This window comes from Burkholderia sp. AW33-5, from assembly GCF_053427615.1.
The window spans coordinates 472692-489582 of sequence record NZ_JBSAXA010000002.1; the positions used below are offsets into that span (position 1 = coordinate 472692).

Sequence of the window (16891 nt, forward strand, 5' to 3'; positions counted from 1 at the left end):
ACGTAAAAAAACCGGCCCTCGAGGCCGGTTTTTTCATGGTGTGCAGCGACCGTCAGTTGCGGTTGCCGCCGAAGATGCCCAGAAGCGCGAGCAGGTTCGTGAACACGTTGTACAGATCGAGGTAGATCGCAAGCGTAGCCGAGATGTAGTTCGTCTCGCCGCCGTTCACGACGCGCTGGACGTCGAACAGCATGTAGGCCGAGAAGATCGCGATCGCGAGCACGGACACGGTGAGCATCAGCGCCGGCAGTTGCAGGAAGATGTTCGCGACCGAGGCAAGCAGGATCACGATCACGCCCATGAACAGCCACTTGCCGAGCCCCGAGAAGTCACGCTTGCTGACCGTGGCGATCGTCGCCATCGCGGCGAAGATGATGCCGGTGCCGCCGAACGCGAGCATGATCAGCGACGGGCCGTTCGAGAAGCCGAGAATGAAGCTCAGCAGGCGCGACAGCATCAGGCCCATGAAGAACGTGAAGCCGAGCAGCACGAACACGCCGGCCGCGCTGTTTTTCGTCCGCTCGATCGCGAACATGAAGCCGAACGCGATCGCGAAGAACGCAAGCAGGCTCATCATCGGGCTCGTGGCCGCGAACAGCGAGAAGCCCGTCGCGACGCCGACCCATGCGCCCAGCACCGTCGGCACCATCGACAGCGCGAGCAGCCAGTACGTGTTCCGCAGCACGCGATTGCGAACCTCCGCGGTGCTGACGGAGCCGCCGCGGCCGAAATTGTACGGATAGTCGTTCATGGTTTCTCCTAACATTGAACGCGTGGGCGTCCCGGGGCCGGTTCGGCGCACGCGGTGTGCGGCGCAGCAAACCGGAGCAGCTATGGCTAAGATACGTTCCGCGCCGCGAGGTTTCAATGGACGGCGGCGCAAAAACATATGGATTCTGAACCTTTCACTCGTGTAAGGGTTCAATCGCAATGATACACGGGATCGTGCTACAATAGCGGATTCATTTGAACCTGTAACTTCTTAATTTCTTGGAGTTTTTATGGCAATCGAGCGCACCCTGTCGATCATCAAGCCGGATGCGGTGGCAAAGAACGTGATCGGCCAGATCTACAGCCGTTTCGAAGGCGCCGGCCTGAAGATCGTCGCATCGCGCATGGCACACCTGTCGCGTGCGGACGCAGAGAAGTTCTACGCAGTTCACGCAGCACGTCCGTTCTTCAAGGATCTCGTCGATTTCATGATCTCGGGCCCGGTGATGATCCAGGTTCTGGAAGGTGAAGGCGCGATCCTGAAGAACCGCGACCTGATGGGCGCGACGGATCCGAAGAAGGCGGAAAAGGGCACGATCCGCGCCGACTTCGCCGACAGCATCGACGCGAACGCCGTGCACGGCTCGGACGCTGCCGAAACGGCCGCGGTCGAAATCGCGTTCTTCTTCCCGGAAATGAACGTCTACTCGCGCTAAGCCCTGGCTGGCAACAAGTAGGCAGGATTCAGCGCACGCGGCAAGGCAGCACATCATGACGAGCGAAACTTCCGTCAATCTTCTCGACTTCGATGCCGAGGGTCTTGTCGCGTACTGCGGCAGCCTCGGCGAGAAGCCGTTCCGCGCCAAGCAGTTGCAGCGCTGGATCCATCAGTACAACGCCGGCGATTTCGACGGCATGACCGACCTCGCGAAGTCCCTGAGAGAAAAGCTCAAGGGCCGCGCGTCGATCGTGATGCCCGATATCGTCAGCGATCACGTTTCCACCGACGGCACGCGCAAGTGGCTGATCGACGTCGGAAACGGCAATGCGGTCGAAACCGTTTTCATCCCGGAAGAGACGCGCGGCACGCTGTGCGTGTCGTCGCAGGCCGGATGTGCGGTCAACTGCCGCTTCTGCTCGACGGGCAAGCAGGGTTTCTCCCGCAATCTGTCGACAGCCGAAATCATCGGCCAGCTCCGGATGGCCGAATTTGCACTGCGTGCGTCGCTTGGTCGCGCGCCCGGTCCGAACGGCAAGGCCGAACGGGTCGTCACCAACGTGGTGATGATGGGCATGGGCGAGCCGCTGCTGAACTACAGCGCGGTCGTGCCCGCGATGCGGCTGATGCTCGACGACAACGCCTACGGCCTGTCGCGCCGCCGCGTCACATTGTCGACGTCCGGCGTGGTGCCGATGATGGACCGCCTCGGCGCCGAACTGCCGGTCGCGCTCGCCGTTTCGCTGCACGCGCCGAACGACGCGCTGCGCGACGAGCTGGTGCCGCTCAACAAGAAGCATCCGCTTCGCGAGCTGATGGCCGCGTGCCAGCGTTATCTGAAAGTTGCGCCACGCGACTTCATTACTTTCGAATACTGCATGCTCGACGGCGTCAACGACACCGAAGCGCATGCGCGCGAACTGCTGGCCGTCACGCGCGACGTGCCCTGCAAGTTCAATCTGATCCCGTTCAATCCGTTTCCGGAATCGGGCCTCATCCGCTCGAAGCCGGAGCAGATCAAGCGTTTCGCACAGGTCCTCATCGACGCGGGTGTCGTCACGACCGTGCGCAAGACACGCGGCGACGACATTGACGCCGCGTGCGGCCAGCTGGCCGGCGCCGTGAAGGATCGCACGCGACTGGCGGAGCGAACGGGCGCAGCAGCAAAAATCATCGAAGTTCGGGCGGTTTGACGGGGATGCCCGAACCTTTTGGCGGTACAACACGCGAATAGCGATCGGTCGCGGCGCCTCGGCGCCGCGCATGATATGGACGGTTGCGGGGGCCGGCGGCGCCCGCCAGTGAAGAAGAATCGACGCGAGGACAAGGATGAGTGAGCCGCAGCCGACAAACGGCGCAGAGACGAATGCCGCGAAGCCGGCGCAGGCAGGGCTTGAAACGCTGGCAGCCGTCGGCAGCCGGCTGGCGCAGCTCCGGGAAGCCAAGGGTTGGACGGTCGACGACGTGTCGGCGCGGCTCAAGGTCGCCCCGCAGAAGCTGCGTGCGCTCGAGGCAGGCGACATCAGCCATTTGCCCGGCGTGACGTTCGCGCTCGGCGTCGTGCGCAGCTACGCGAAAATGCTTGGTGTCGATCCCGAGCCGTTTGCGCAGGCATTGCGCCGCGAGCGGGGCGTGCCGGAGGTCGATCTGTCGATGCCTGCGTCGTCGGGGACGGATCTGCCGCGTGGTCGCGTGTCGATTCCGCTCGGCGGCTCGTCGCGCCATCATCCGTGGCTGTGGGGAACGGCGATCGTTGTCGTCGCGGTGATCGCGGTGCTCATGTGGCACACTGGCGGCGATTCGTCGAGTTGGCTCGCGCGCTTCAAGGGCGGCGGCGACACCGAACATGCGTCGGCGGCGAGCGCGCCGGCGGCGTCTTCCGCCGAAGAGGCGGGCGCGGGCGGCGCGTCGACGGCAGTCGGCAATGACGTCCCGGCGCAGGTTGCAGCATCCGCCGCGGCACCGCAGGTTGTTGCGTCGGCTGCTCCGGTTGCTTCAGCCCCGGCCCCGACGGCCGTCGCGCCTGCGTCGCAACCGATCGTTGCGACGGCAGCGGCGAGCAGCGCGGCCGCGGCGGTGCAGCCCGCGAGCGTCGCGGTGGCGGCAGGCCAGTCGATGGTCGAACTGAAGGTCAAGCAGGATTGCTGGTTCAGCGTGCGCGACAAGAGCGGCAAGGAGCTGTTCTCGGCGCTGGTGCGGGCCGGCGAGACGAAGCAGGTTGCCGGCGACGGGCCGTTCAAGGTGACGATCGGCAACAAGGCAGGTCTTGATACGGTCGCGTTCGACGGAAAACCTGTCGATCCGGCGAAATATTCGGCAGCGCGGGGTAACGTGGCGCGGTTCACGCTGCCCTGACGTCAAGCGCCGTGACGCAGGTCTGTCCTGGACAGGCCGCGAGGGCACGGCGCTTTTTCAATTCATGCGCCGCCTCGCGGCGCATTCCGCGTAAATGGATCTATCGATGCAATCCGAAGCTCAATCCCCACGCAGCAGTCAGATTTGTTCAACCGAGCCGGTGTTCGGCGGGCATCAGCCGCGTCGCGTGTCGCATGCGGTGGATGTTCGTTGGGGCGGGCAGCTCGTGACGATCGGCGGCGATGCGCCGGTGCGCGTGCAGTCGATGACGAATACCGACACGGCCGATGCGATCGGCACGGCGATCCAGATCAAGGAACTCGCGAACGCGGGCTCCGAACTGGTGCGTATCACGGTCAATACGCCGGAGGCCGCGGCCGCCGTGCCGGCGATCCGCGAGCAGCTCGACCGGATGGGTGTGACCGTCCCGCTCGTCGGGGATTTTCACTACAACGGCCACCTGCTGCTGCGCGACTACCCGGGCTGCGCGGAGTCGTTGTCGAAGTACCGGATCAACCCGGGTAACGTCGGCCAGGGCGCGAAGCGCGACACGCAGTTCGCGCAGATGATCGAAGCCGCGGCGAAGTACGACAAGCCGGTGCGGATCGGCGTGAACTGGGGCAGCCTCGACCAGGATCTGCTCGCGCGCATGATGGACGAGAACGGCGCGCGTGCGCAGCCGTGGGATGCGCAAAGCGTGATGTACGAGGCGCTGATCCAGTCGGCGATCGGCTCGGCCGAGCGCGCGGTCGAACTGGGTCTCGGCCGTGACCGCATCGTGCTGTCGTGCAAGGTCAGCGGCGTGCAGGACCTGATCGCCGTGTACCGTGAGCTCGGCCGCCGCTGCGGCTTCGCGCTGCACCTCGGTCTGACCGAGGCCGGCATGGGCTCGAAGGGCATCGTCGCTTCGACGGCCGCGCTCGGCGTGCTGCTGCAGGAAGGGATCGGCGACACGATCCGCATTTCGCTGACGCCGGAGCCGGGCGCGTCGCGCACGGGCGAAGTGATCGTCGGCCAGGAAATCCTGCAGACGATGGGCCTGCGCTCGTTCGCGCCGATGGTGATCGCGTGCCCGGGCTGCGGCCGCACGACGAGCACGCTGTTCCAGGAACTCGCGATGCAGATCCAGACCTATCTGCGTGAGCAGATGCCGGTTTGGCGCAAGGAATATCCGGGTGTCGAAAAGATGAACGTCGCGGTGATGGGCTGCATCGTCAACGGCCCGGGCGAGTCGAAGCACGCGAACATCGGCATCAGCCTGCCGGGTTCGGGCGAAAACCCGGCCGCGCCCGTCTTCATCGACGGCGAGAAGGTCAAGACGCTGCGCGGTGAGCGGATCGCCGAGGAATTCCAGCAGATCGTCAGCGACTACGTCGCACGCAATTACGGCCGCACCGAGGCCCTGAACTAAATTCGTCCACACACACGAACGATGACTGAACAGAAACGCAAGATCGAGAAGCTCACCGGCGTCAAGGGCATGAACGACATCCTCCCGCAGGATGCCGGCCTCTGGGAGTTCTTCGAAGCTACCGTGAAATCGCTGCTGCGCGCGTATGGCTATCAGAACATCCGCACGCCGATCGTCGAACATACGCAGCTCTTCACGCGCGGCATCGGCGAAGTCACGGACATCGTCGAGAAGGAGATGTACAGCTTCACCGACGCGCTGAACGGCGAGAACCTGACGATGCGCCCGGAAAACACCGCAGCCGTCGTGCGTGCGTCGATTGAGCACAACATGCTGTATGACGGCCCGAAGCGTCTGTGGTACATCGGCCCGATGTTCCGTCACGAGCGTCCGCAGCGCGGCCGCTACCGCCAGTTCCACCAGGTCGGCGTCGAGGCGCTCGGCTTCGCGGGCCCGGATGCGGATGCCGAGATCATCATGATGTGCCAGCGCTTGTGGGACGACCTCGGCCTGACCGGCATCAAGCTCGAGATCAATTCGCTCGGCCTCGCCGAAGAGCGTGCCGCGCACCGCGTCGAACTGATCAAGTATCTCGAGCAGTTCGCCGATGTCCTGGACGAGGACGCCAAGCGTCGCCTGTATACGAACCCGCTGCGTGTGCTCGACACGAAGAACCCCGCGCTGCAGGAAATCGCGCAGAACGCGCCGAAGCTGATCGACTTCCTGGGCGACGAGTCGCGTGCCCACTTCGAAGGGCTGCAGCGCCTGCTGCTCGCGAACAACATCCCGTTCAAGATCAACCCGCGTCTCGTGCGCGGCCTCGACTACTACAATCTGACCGTGTTCGAGTGGGTGACCGACAAGCTCGGCGCGCAGGGCACGGTCGCGGCCGGCGGCCGCTACGATCCGCTGATCGAGCAGCTCGGCGGCAAGCCGACCGCCGCGTGCGGCTGGGCGATGGGCATCGAGCGCATTCTCGAGCTGCTGAAGGAAGAGGATCTCGCGCCCGAGCAGGAAGGTGTCGACGTGTACGTGGTGCACCAGGGCGAGACGGCGCGCGAACAGGCGTTCATCGCGGCCGAGCGTTTGCGTGATACGGGCCTCGACGTGATTTTCCACTGCAGCGCCGACGGCGGCCCGGCAAGCTTCAAGTCGCAGATGAAGCGGGCCGATGCGAGCGGTGCCGCGTTCGCGGTGATCTTCGGCGAAGAAGAGGTCGCGAACGGCACGGTCGGCGTGAAAGCGTTGCGCGGTGCGGGCGAGGATGGGGAAAAGAACGTTCAGCAGACCGTACCGGTCGAAAGCTTGACCGAATTCCTAATCAATGCGATGGTTGCATCCGCCGAAGACGGCGACGACTGATCGCGCTGGCATTCGCTCGACAAGAAAAGCCTGAAAAGGAAGGAATCGCTCGCCGATGAGTTATCACGACGAACAAGAATCGATTGAAAGTCTCAAGGCGTGGTGGGCCCGCTGGGGCAACCTCACCACGTGGATCGTGCTCGCGGCGTTGGTCGTCGCGGCCGGTTTCAACGGCTGGAATTACTGGCAGCGCCGTCAGGCCGCCGAGGCTTCCGGGTTGTACGAGCAGGTGCAGAAGGCCGCCGCCGCGAATGACAAGGCGACGATGGCCCGCGCGGCCGCCGACATGGAAAGCAAGTTCGGCAGCACGCCGTATGCGCAGATGACCGCACTGTCGGCGGCGAAGACGTTGTACGCGGCCGGCGACGCCGCCGGCGCGAAGGCGCAGCTGCAATGGGCCGTCGATCACGCCAAGGACGACGAGTACAAGCAGATCGCGAAACTGCGTCTCGCATCGCTGCTGCTCGACGAGAAGGCGTACGATGCGGGCCTCGCGCTGCTGTCCGGCACGCCGGTCGATGCATTCAAGGGCCTCGTGGCCGATCGCCGTGGCGATCTGCTTGCGGCGCAAGGCAAGACCGACGATGCGCGCGCCGCGTACAAGCTCGCGCTCGCGGGCCTGTCGCAGGACGACCAGTCCGCGCGTCAGCTCGTGCAGTTCAAGCTCGATGCGCTCGGCGGCTGATCCCGGCCCCCTCAACCTCTTAACTCTGCTTCGCTAACCGATGAATTTGCTGAAACGTTACGCTGTGCCCGTAGCCTGCGCGGCGGCTGTCCTGGCATTGGCGGCCTGCTCGTCGTCGAAGGACGCGCGCCGCGTGCCGACGCCGCTCACCGAGTTCAAGCCCGTCATGGACGTGCAACAGGTCTGGAAGGCGAGCGTCGGCAAGGGCGGGCGCTATCTGTTCTCGCCGGTGGCCGTTGGCGACGCCGTCTACGCGGCGGGCGAGAACGGTTCGGTCGAGAAGATCGACGCGAAGACGGGCCAGACGCTATGGCGCGCGAAGGTCGGTTCGGACCTGTCGGCCGGGGTCGGCAGCGACGGCACCCTGACCGCGGTCGGCGCATTGAAGGGCGGCGTGTTCGTGCTGGGCCCCGACGGCAAGCAGCTGTGGAAGACGAGCGTGCAGGGCGAGATCTTCTCGCCGCCGCTGGTCGGCAACGGTCTCGTGATCGTGCGCACGATCGACGGCCAGGTGATCGCGTTCAATGCGCAGACGGGCGAGCAGAAGTGGAACTACCGCAACCGCGCGGTGCCGCTGAACCTGCGCGTGTCGGCCGGCATGACCTTCGCGGGCGATGCGGCTGTGCTGGCGGGCTTCCCCGGCGGCGGTCTCGTCGCGATCAACCTGCAGACGGGCGAGCCGTTCTGGCAGACGCCCGTGTCGTTCCCGAAGGGCGTGACCGAAGTGGAGCGCATCAACGACGTCAGCGGTCCGCCGACGCTCGTGGGTGCCGAAGCGTGCGCGGTCACGTTCCAGGGCCAGCTCGGCTGCTTCGACGCGAACTCGGGCCGTCCGCTGTGGGAAAAGGCGTTCTCGAGCCGCAGCGGTCTCGCGCAGGATGATTCGGTCGTCGCCGGCGGCGACGACTGGTCGGTCGTGACGGCCTACGACGCGGCGAGCGGCAACCAGCTCTGGCGTAACGACAAGCTGAAGAGCCGCGACGTCGGCGTGCCCTACCTGCTCGGCCATGCGGTCGTGATGGGCGACTACCAGGGCTTCGTGCACTTCCTGTCGCGCGAGGACGGCAGCTTCATCGCCCGAATGAAGACCGACGGCAGCGCGATCACCGCGGCGCCGGTCCTGGCGGGCAATACGCTCGTCGTGCAGACGAAGGACGGCGGTCTGTACGGGTTCCGTCCGCGCTGACGCGCACGTAACAGGCGCGAATGCGGCGCGGCGGGCTCGTCCCGCGCGCCGCGGTCGCGCGACATGAAGGCGGCCGGTGTCCCCGGCCGCTCGGTATTTGAAAGGCAGTTCGAAACGAAAGACGACGGCGCGCAACGCGCGCCCGGCGCGCGCATCCGGCGCGGCGCGAATTCGTGATATTTTCATTCAGCGCAGCCGCCCGCAGCAGCGGGCCTCCCGCTGCTGCGCATCACCGTAGAAAACACAGATGAAACCGGTCATTGCCCTCGTTGGGCGCCCCAATGTGGGGAAATCCACGCTGTTCAACCGGCTCACGCGTTCGCGCGATGCGCTGGTCGCCGACTTGCCGGGCCTGACGCGCGATCGCCATTATGGCGAAGGGCGGGTCGGCGCACGGCCGTATCTGGTCGTCGATACCGGCGGCTTCGAGCCCGTCGCGAAGGACGGCATCCTGCACGAGATGGCACGTCAGACGCGCCAGGCCGTCGAGGAAGCCGACGTCGTCGTGTTCATCGTCGACGGCCGTAACGGCCTCGCGCCGCAGGACAAGTCGATCGCCGACTACCTGCGCAAGACTGGCCGGCCGATCTTCCTGGTCGTCAACAAGGCCGAGGGGATGAAGTACACGGCGGTCGCGACGGACTTCTACGAGCTCGGGCTCGGCGATCCGCGCGCGATCTCGGCCGCGCACGGCGACGGCGTGACCGACATGATCAACGAGGCGCTGGAAGTTGCATACGCGGGCCAGCCCGAGGAAGCGGACGAGGACGATCCGTCGCGCGGCATCAAGATAGCGATCGTCGGCCGGCCGAACGTCGGCAAGTCGACGCTCGTGAACGCGCTGATTGGCGAGGACCGCGTGATCGCGTTCGACATGCCGGGCACGACGCGCGATTCGATCTACGTCGACTTCGAACGTAACGGCAAGAAATATACGCTGATCGACACCGCGGGCCTGCGCCGCCGCGGCAAGGTGTTCGAGGCGATCGAGAAATTCTCGGTCGTGAAGACGCTGCAGTCGATCTCGGACGCGAACGTCGTCATACTTCTGCTGGATGCGCAGCAGGACATTTCCGACCAGGACGCGCACATCGCCGGCTTCGTCGTCGAACAAGGCCGCGCGCTCGTGATCGGCGTCAACAAGTGGGACGGTCTCGACGATCACGCACGCGATCGCGCGAAAGCGGATTTGACCCGCAAGCTGAAATTCCTCGACTTCGCGAAATCGCACTACATTTCGGCCGCGAAGAAGACCGGCATCGGCGCGCTGATGCGCTCGGTCGACGACGCGTACGCGGCGGCGATGGCGAAACTGCCGACGCCGAAGCTCACACGCGCGCTGATCGAGGCGGTCGAGTTCCAGCAGCCGCGGCGTCGCGGTCCGGTGCGTCCGAAGCTGCGCTACGCGCACCAGGGCGGCCAGAATCCGCCGCTGATCGTCATCCACGGCAACGCGCTCGACGCCGTGACGGAAACCTACAAGCGTTACCTCGAAAACCGATTCCGCGAAACTTTCTCACTGACCGGGACTCCATTGCGCATAGAGTTCCGTTCGTCGAACAACCCGTACGCGGACAAGGGCTGAAGCATGTCCTGGAAGGGATAGGCCGCATGGCTACGCCCGGGCGGGGCATGCAAAATCGGCTATAGTGTAGCGATTGGCGCCGGATCTCTTTTTCTTCGTCGCCAATCCAGATCAACCTGCAAAAAAAGATGGAGTACGCCATGAGCAACAAAGGGCAATTGTTACAAGACCCGTTTTTGAACGCACTGCGCAAAGAGCACGTTCCCGTTTCGATCTATCTCGTCAACGGCATCAAGCTGCAAGGGAACATTGAATCGTTCGACCAGTACGTCGTGTTGCTCCGTAATACGGTGACCCAGATGGTCTACAAGCACGCCATCTCGACGGTCGTGCCGGCGCGCCCGGTGAATTTCCACCCGGACGCGGAAGCCTCGTCCTAACCCATCGCAGCGGCCGGCGTCCGGTCGCCGCGAGCGACCGATGCCAGCCGCCTTATCTTGACACCCGATAATTTGATCAACGCAGCGCTCGTCGGCATCGACTTCGGCAAGACCGATTTCGAAGCCAGTCTCGAAGAACTCAGTCTTCTCGCCTCCAGTGCGGGGGCCCGTCCCGCCGTCACCCTCACGGGTCGTCGCGCCAGTCCCGATGCCAAGATGTTCATCGGCAGCGGCAAAGCCGAAGAATTGCGGCTTGCCTGCGACGCGCACAACGTCGAAATCGTCATCTTCAACCACGCACTGGCACCGGCCCAGCAACGCAATCTGGAGCAGGCGCTTAACAGGCGGGTGGTCGATCGCACGAGCCTCATCCTCGATATCTTCGCGCAGCGTGCCCGCAGCCACGAAGGCAAGCTGCAGGTCGAGCTCGCGCAGCTGCAATACCTGTCGACCCGCCTGATTCGCGCGTGGACCCACCTGGAGCGGCAAAAGGGCGGTATCGGCCTGCGCGGCCCCGGGGAAACCCAGCTCGAAACCGACCGCCGGTTGATCGGCGAGCGCATCAAGATGCTGAAGTCGCGGCTCGACCGGCTGCGCAGGCAGCACAGCACGCAGCGTCGGCAGCGCGCGCGCAGCGGCACGATGTCGGTGTCGCTCGTCGGCTATACGAACGCGGGCAAGTCGACGCTGTTCAATGCGCTGACGAAAGCGCAGGCCTATGCGGCCGACCAGCTGTTCGCCACGCTCGATACGACGTCGCGGCGCGTGTACCTCGGCGACGAGGCAGGTCAAATTGTCGTATCCGATACGGTCGGGTTCATTCGCGAACTGCCTCACCAATTGGTTGCCGCGTTTCGCGCGACCCTCGAGGAAACGATCCATGCGGATCTGCTGCTGCACGTCGTCGACGCGTCGAGCGCGGTGCGGCTCGAACAGATCGAGCAGGTGAACGGCGTGCTGCACGAGATCGGTGCGGACACGATCCGGCAGGTGCTGGTGTTCAACAAGATCGACGCCGTGCCCGAGCTGGCGGCCCGCGGCGACGCGGTCGAGCGGGACGAGTATGGTAATATTTCGCGCGTCTTTTTGAGCGCACGCACCGGTCAGGGTCTTGATGCGTTGCGTGCCGCCATCGCCGAGATCGCCTCCGCGGAACACCTTTCCGGCGCGACGTTACCCAACGGCGCGCTCGACGGCGCACCCGCTGAACCACACGAAGACCACACGATTTCCGAACACGGGCGCTAACCGGTCCCGGCCGGTTCGCCGGCGTCTAATCTGGTGAACAAACTCTGGTGAACGAATACAACGAGCGGAGTACCTGGCGGCGGATGCGCGCCTTGCTGTCGATCAACGATCCCCGCTGGGGGCGCGGCGAAGGCAAGGGCAACGACGGATCCCGTCCGCGTGCGAATGAATCGAAGCGTCCGCCCGGTGGCGACGGTGACGGTCCGCCCGATCTCGACGAGATGTGGCGCAACTTCAACCGGCGTCTGAGCGGCCTGTTCGGCGGCAAGGGCGGCAACGGCTTCCGGCCCGACAATGGCCGGGCCGCGCGCGTCGGCGTCGGCATCGTGATCGGCGTGCTGGTCGCGGTCTACGCGGGCAGCGGGCTGTTCGTCGTGCAGGACGGCCAGACGGGCGTCGTGCTGCAGTTCGGCAAGTTGTCCGGCACGGTAGGCCAGGGCGTGCACTGGCGCGCACCGTATCCGTTCGCGTCGCACGAGATCGTCGACACGTCGCAGGTCCGTTCGATCGAGATCGGCCGCAACAACGTCGTGCGTCTCGCGAACGTGAAGGAAGCGGCGATGCTGACGCGCGACGCCGACATCGTCGACGTGCGTTTCATCGTCCAGTATCGGATTCGTTCGGCAACCGACTACCTGTTCCGCAGCGTCGATCCGGAGCGCAGTGTGTCGCAGGCCGCCCAGGCCGCGGTGCGCGCGATCGTCGGCACGCGCAGCGCGGCCGACATGCTGAACCAGGATCGCGATGCACTGCGCGAGCAATTGTCCGCCGCGATCCAGCGCGATCTCGATCACTACCAGTCGGGCCTCGAGATCACGGCCGTCACGATGCAGAGCGTCGCGGCGCCTGAGCAGACGCAGGCCGCGTACGCCGAAGTCGCGAAGGCGCGCGAAGATCGCGAGGCCGCGAAGCGTGCCGCGCAGGCCTATGCGAACGACCTGCTGCCGAAGGCGCAGGGCAATGCCGCGAAACTCGCCGACGAAGCGAAGGCGTATGCCGATCGCGTGGTCACGGAGGCAGAGGGCGACGCCGACCGGTTCAAGCAGGTCTATGCACAGTATTCGAAGGCGCCCGCGGTGATCCGCGAGCGGATGTACCTCGAGACGATGCAGGAAATCTATTCGAACGCGACGAAAGTGTTCGTCGGCAACAAGGGTGGCAACAGCGTCGTGTATCTGCCGCTCGACAAGCTCGTCGAGCAGGGGCGACAAGACGCCGCGAATGCCACGACGCCTGCCGGTGCGTCCGCGCCCGTCGCGGCGTCGGCTCCGGCCGCCGCTGCGTCGAGCGCACCCGCGAGCGCGGCTTCGGGCGCAGCGGCGCCCGCACCGGGCAGCGACGTGCTGCGGTCGCGCGAAGCGTTCCGCAGCCGCTCGCGTGAAGACGATACGAAGTAACGGAGAGCGCAAAACATGAACCGAATCATTGCGCTCGTCGTCGCAATCGTGATCGCCGCCTTCGCGGCGTCGTCGACCGTCCTGACCGTCGACCCGCGCCACACTGCCGTGCTGTCGGGCCGCGACGGCGCGCAACCCGAACTCGCGGGCCCCGGCATCCATTTCAAGCTGCCGCCGCCGCTGCAGACGGCGACGCTGATCGACACGCGCCTGCAATCGCTCGAGTCGTCGGATCCGCTGCAACTGGCGACCGAAGACAAGCACGACCTGCTCGTCGCGTATGCGGTCAAGTACCGGATCAGTGATCCGATGAAGTATTTCACGGCGACGGGCGGCGACCCGGCGGCCGCCACCGAGCGTCTGGCCGGCGCGCTGAAGAGCGCACTCGGCGACGCGTTCGGCAAGCGTGCGCTCGACGACGCGCTCGGCGGCCAGCGCGACATCGCCAATGCGGCGCGCGACGCGGTGCGCGCGAAGGCGTCGGGCTTCGGCGTCGACGTGGTCGACGTGCAGTTGACGCGCGTCGACTTGCCGGCTGCGCAGACGGATGCCGTCTATCAGCGGATGATTGCCGCGCTGCGCGACCAGGCCGCACGGGTGCGCGCGGATGGCGCCGCCGATGTCGAGCAGATCAAGGCCGACGCGGAACGCGAACAGCAGGCGGTGCTCGCGAATGCGTACAAGTCCGCGCAGACGATCAAGGGCGAGGGCGACGCGAAGGCCGCGTCGATCGCCGCCGATGCGTTCGGCCGCGATCCGCAGTTCTACCAGTTCTACGCGAGCCTGCAGGCTTACCGGAATACCTTCAAGCGCAACGACATCATCGTCGTCGACCCCGACAGCGAGTTTTTCCGTTTCATGCGCAGCCCGACGGGCGGTGCCGCACCGGCGGCACCCGCTCCCCGCAAACACTGACCTTGGGGCGCCGCGTCGAGCGGCGCCGTCGCTCGCATGGATTTGGCTGGCTCGTTGTTGCTCGCGGTAGCACTGATGCTGATCATCGAGGGGGCGTTCCCCTTCGTGTTTCCCGTCGCCTGGCGCGACACGTTTCGTAGAATAGCGGAGCGGCCGCCGCATCATATCCGGATCGGCGGGCTCATCGTGATGGCGCTCGGGCTCGTCCTGCTACTGCTCGCCACCTGATCCGGACGGCGCACCCGCCGTTCGTTCCGCCCGATTTCCGATTTCCGATTCATCTCGCGGCGCGCGTGTCGCGCCCTGTTTCCTGTCGTAGGACCGTAACGATGTCGACCTGGTTACTTCCCGAGAATATCGCCGACGTACTGCCGTCGGAAGCGCGCAAGATCGAGGAGCTGCGCCGCAGGCTGCTCGATCGCTTCCGTTCGTACGGCTACGAAATGGTGATGCCGCCGCTGCTCGAATATCTCGAGTCGCTGCTGACGAGCGGCGGCGCCGACCTGCGCTTGCGTACTTTCAAGCTGGTCGATCAGCTGTCGGGCCGCACGCTCGGCCTGCGCGCGGACATCACGCCGCAGGTTGCGCGTATCGACGCCCACCTGCTGAACCGCCAGGGCGTGACGCGTCTCTGTTATGCGGGCCACGTGATGCATACGCGTCCGCGCGGTCTGCATGCGACGCGCGAGCAGATCCAGATCGGCGCCGAAATCTACGGACATGCCGGACTGGAAGCCGATCTCGAGATCCAGCAGCTGATGCTCGACGCGCTGCACCTCGCGGGGCTGTCGCGGATCCGTCTGGATCTGTGTCACGCGGGCGTGCTCGCGGCGCTGCTCGCACGCGACGCGCAGGCCGCCGAGCGCGGCGAGGCGCTCTACGACGCGCTGTCGGGCAAGGACGTGCCGCTGCTGAACGAACTCACCGACGATCTCGGCGCCGATACGCGCGCGGCGCTGCGGACGCTGCCGCATCTGTACGGCGACGCGAGCGTGCTCGACGAGGCACGTGCACGCCTGCCGGTGCTGCCTGAGATCACGCGCGCGCTCGACGATCTCGCGCAGCTCGCGGCGCAGGCGAAGGGTGTCGAGGTGGCGATCGATCTCGCCGACCTGCGTGGCTACGCGTACCACAGCGGCGCGATGTTCACGGCGTACATCGACGGCGTGCCGAACGCGATCGCGCGCGGCGGCCGTTACGACCACGTGGGCCAGGCCTACGGTCGCGCCCGCCCGGCGACGGGCTTCTCGCTCGACCTGCGCGAGCTTGCGCGGATTTCGCCGATCGAGGCGCGCGGTACCGCGATTCTCGCGCCGTGGGCACAGGACGACGCGCTGAGCGCGGCCGTTGCGGCGCTGCGCGATGCGGGCGAGGTCGTGATCCAGGCGTTGCCGGGGCATGACCACGTGCTCGACGAGTTCGCCTGCGACCGTTCGCTTGTCGAGCGTAACGGCGCATGGGTGGTCGAACCCCGTTAAACAGGCGTTCGCGGGCCGTCGTTCGACGTGCATATCGTTGAAGCGAAACGGAAAAATTCGGAATCGCCCGCGAACATAGGTAGAATACGTTTTTAACCAGCTAACGAATCAACATGTCTGCCAGCGCAGTGAACGTGACTCCCGGGCGCAATGTCGTCGTCGTGGGAACGCAATGGGGTGATGAAGGCAAGGGCAAGATCGTCGACTGGCTGACGGACCACGCTCAGGGCGTCGTGCGTTTCCAGGGCGGTCACAACGCCGGCCACACCCTCATCATCGGCGGCAAGAAAACCATCTTGCGCCTCATTCCGTCGGGCATCATGCGTGAAGGCGTCGCCTGCTACATCGGCAACGGCGTCGTCCTGTCCCCCGAGGCACTGTTCAAGGAAATCGGCGAGCTGGAAGAGGCCGGCGTGAACGTGCGCGATCGCCTGTTCATCTCCGAAGCCACGACGCTGATCCTGCCGTACCACATCGCAATCGACCAGGCGCGCGAAGCGCGCAAGGGCGCCGGCAAGATCGGTACGACCGGCCGCGGCATCGGCCCCGCGTACGAAGACAAGGTTGGCCGCCGCGCGCTGCGCGTGCAGGACCTGTTCGACGCGAAGACCTTCGCCGACCGCCTGCGCGAAAATCTCGATTTCCACAACTTCGTGCTGACCCAGTACCTGGGTGGCGCGGCCGTCGATTTCCAGGCCACGCTCGACACGATGCTCGGCTATGCCGATCGCCTGAAGCCGATGGTGGCCGACGTGTCGCGCCGCCTGTACGACGCGAACAACGCCGGTCAGAACCTGCTGTTCGAAGGCGCGCAAGGCACGCTGCTCGACATCGACCACGGCACCTATCCGTTCGTCACGTCGAGCAACTGCGTCGCGGGTGCGGCATCGGCGGGCGCCGGCGTCGGTCCGCAGAAGCTGAACTACATCCTCGGCATCACGAAGGCGTACTGCACGCGTGTCGGCTCGGGCCCGTTCCCGAGCGAGTTGTACGACGCGGACAATCCGCAGCGCCAGGACCAGATCGGCGTTACGCTGGCGAACGTCGGCAAGGAATTCGGCTCGGTCACCGGTCGTCCGCGCCGCACCGGCTGGCTCGACGCAGCGGCACTGCGCCGCTCGATCCAGATCAACGGCGTGTCGGGCCTGTGCATGACGAAGCTCGACGTGCTCGACGGCCTCGATGAAGTCAAGCTGTGCGTCGGCTACAAGATCGACGGCAAGGATGTGGACATCCTGCCGCGCGGTGCGGCCGACGTCGCGCGCTGCGAGCCCGTGTACGAAACGTTCGCCGGCTGGAAGGAAAGCACCGTCGGCATCAAGACGTGGGACGCGCTGCCTGCGAATGCTCAGGCATACCTGACCCGTGTCCAGGAAGTGGCCGGCGTGCCGGTCGACATGGTTTCGACGGGGCCGGATCGCGACGAGACGATCCTGCTTCGCCATCCGTTCAAGGTGTAA

The 16891-nt window shown here is 65.4% G+C and carries 16 protein-coding genes; 15 read left to right on the forward strand and 1 reads right to left on the reverse strand.

Annotated elements, in window-relative coordinates:
* Positions 1-52: 52 nt before the first annotated feature.
* Positions 53-751 carry a Bax inhibitor-1/YccA family protein gene (locus ACV22V_RS05680; protein WP_006761414.1) on the reverse strand — a complete coding sequence of 233 codons (699 nt, stop codon included), beginning with the start codon at positions 749-751 and terminating at the stop codon, positions 53-55.
* A gap of 250 nt (positions 752-1001) precedes the next feature.
* Here ACV22V_RS05680 and ndk point away from each other — a divergent pair, with 250 nt between their 5' ends.
* The 15 genes from ndk (at position 1002) to ACV22V_RS05755 (ending at position 16891) form a co-directional block, all read left to right on the forward strand.
* Positions 1002-1427, forward strand: coding sequence for a nucleoside-diphosphate kinase (ndk, locus tag ACV22V_RS05685; RefSeq protein ID WP_006478674.1), 426 nt, complete (start codon positions 1002-1004; stop codon positions 1425-1427).
* Between the two features lie 55 nt (positions 1428-1482).
* Positions 1483-2622: a 23S rRNA (adenine(2503)-C(2))-methyltransferase RlmN gene (gene rlmN / locus ACV22V_RS05690; RefSeq protein ID WP_014896906.1), complete on the forward strand. Its 1140-nt coding sequence runs from the start codon at positions 1483-1485 to the stop codon at positions 2620-2622.
* 136 nt (positions 2623-2758) lie between these two features.
* Positions 2759-3784, forward strand: coding sequence for a helix-turn-helix domain-containing protein (locus ACV22V_RS05695; protein WP_448013216.1), 1026 nt, complete (start codon positions 2759-2761; stop codon positions 3782-3784).
* A gap of 106 nt (positions 3785-3890) precedes the next feature.
* Entirely contained in the window at positions 3891-5195 is a 1305-nt protein-coding gene (ispG, locus tag ACV22V_RS05700) for a flavodoxin-dependent (E)-4-hydroxy-3-methylbut-2-enyl-diphosphate synthase (protein WP_006483314.1), read from the forward strand.
* A gap of 21 nt (positions 5196-5216) precedes the next feature.
* Positions 5217-6557 carry a histidine--tRNA ligase gene (gene hisS / locus ACV22V_RS05705; protein ID WP_044848982.1) on the forward strand — a complete coding sequence of 447 codons (1341 nt, stop codon included), beginning with the start codon at positions 5217-5219 and terminating at the stop codon, positions 6555-6557.
* Positions 6558-6612: 55 nt separating this feature from the next.
* The gene (locus ACV22V_RS05710; protein WP_059529930.1) at positions 6613-7242 is read left to right on the forward strand and encodes a tetratricopeptide repeat protein; all 630 of its coding nucleotides are present in this window, start codon (positions 6613-6615) and stop codon (positions 7240-7242) included.
* A 40-nt stretch (positions 7243-7282) separates the two neighbouring features.
* Positions 7283-8428 (forward strand): outer membrane protein assembly factor BamB, encoded by a 1146-nt coding sequence (gene bamB, locus ACV22V_RS05715; protein WP_448013217.1) that lies wholly within the window; start codon positions 7283-7285, stop codon positions 8426-8428.
* Between the two features lie 247 nt (positions 8429-8675).
* Positions 8676-10013 (forward strand): ribosome biogenesis GTPase Der, encoded by a 1338-nt coding sequence (gene der, locus ACV22V_RS05720; RefSeq protein ID WP_044848985.1) that lies wholly within the window; start codon positions 8676-8678, stop codon positions 10011-10013.
* 140 nt (positions 10014-10153) lie between these two features.
* Positions 10154-10393 (forward strand): RNA chaperone Hfq, encoded by a 240-nt coding sequence (gene hfq / locus ACV22V_RS05725; protein ID WP_006399927.1) that lies wholly within the window; start codon positions 10154-10156, stop codon positions 10391-10393.
* A gap of 72 nt (positions 10394-10465) precedes the next feature.
* Complete coding sequence (gene hflX, locus ACV22V_RS05730; protein WP_174908897.1) at positions 10466-11641, forward strand: GTPase HflX; 1176 nt, start codon at positions 10466-10468, stop codon at positions 11639-11641.
* Between the two features lie 47 nt (positions 11642-11688).
* Entirely contained in the window at positions 11689-13038 is a 1350-nt protein-coding gene (hflK, locus tag ACV22V_RS05735) for an FtsH protease activity modulator HflK (protein WP_448013218.1), read from the forward strand.
* A 15-nt stretch (positions 13039-13053) separates the two neighbouring features.
* Positions 13054-13953, forward strand: coding sequence for a protease modulator HflC (gene hflC / locus ACV22V_RS05740; RefSeq protein WP_059529941.1), 900 nt, complete (start codon positions 13054-13056; stop codon positions 13951-13953).
* A gap of 36 nt (positions 13954-13989) precedes the next feature.
* Positions 13990-14181 carry a DUF2065 domain-containing protein gene (locus ACV22V_RS05745; protein ID WP_009687995.1) on the forward strand — a complete coding sequence of 64 codons (192 nt, stop codon included), beginning with the start codon at positions 13990-13992 and terminating at the stop codon, positions 14179-14181.
* Positions 14182-14282: 101 nt separating this feature from the next.
* Complete coding sequence (locus tag ACV22V_RS05750) at positions 14283-15431, forward strand: ATP phosphoribosyltransferase regulatory subunit (RefSeq protein ID WP_059693226.1); 1149 nt, start codon at positions 14283-14285, stop codon at positions 15429-15431.
* Between the two features lie 113 nt (positions 15432-15544).
* The gene (locus ACV22V_RS05755; protein ID WP_059693224.1) at positions 15545-16891 is read left to right on the forward strand and encodes an adenylosuccinate synthase; all 1347 of its coding nucleotides are present in this window, start codon (positions 15545-15547) and stop codon (positions 16889-16891) included.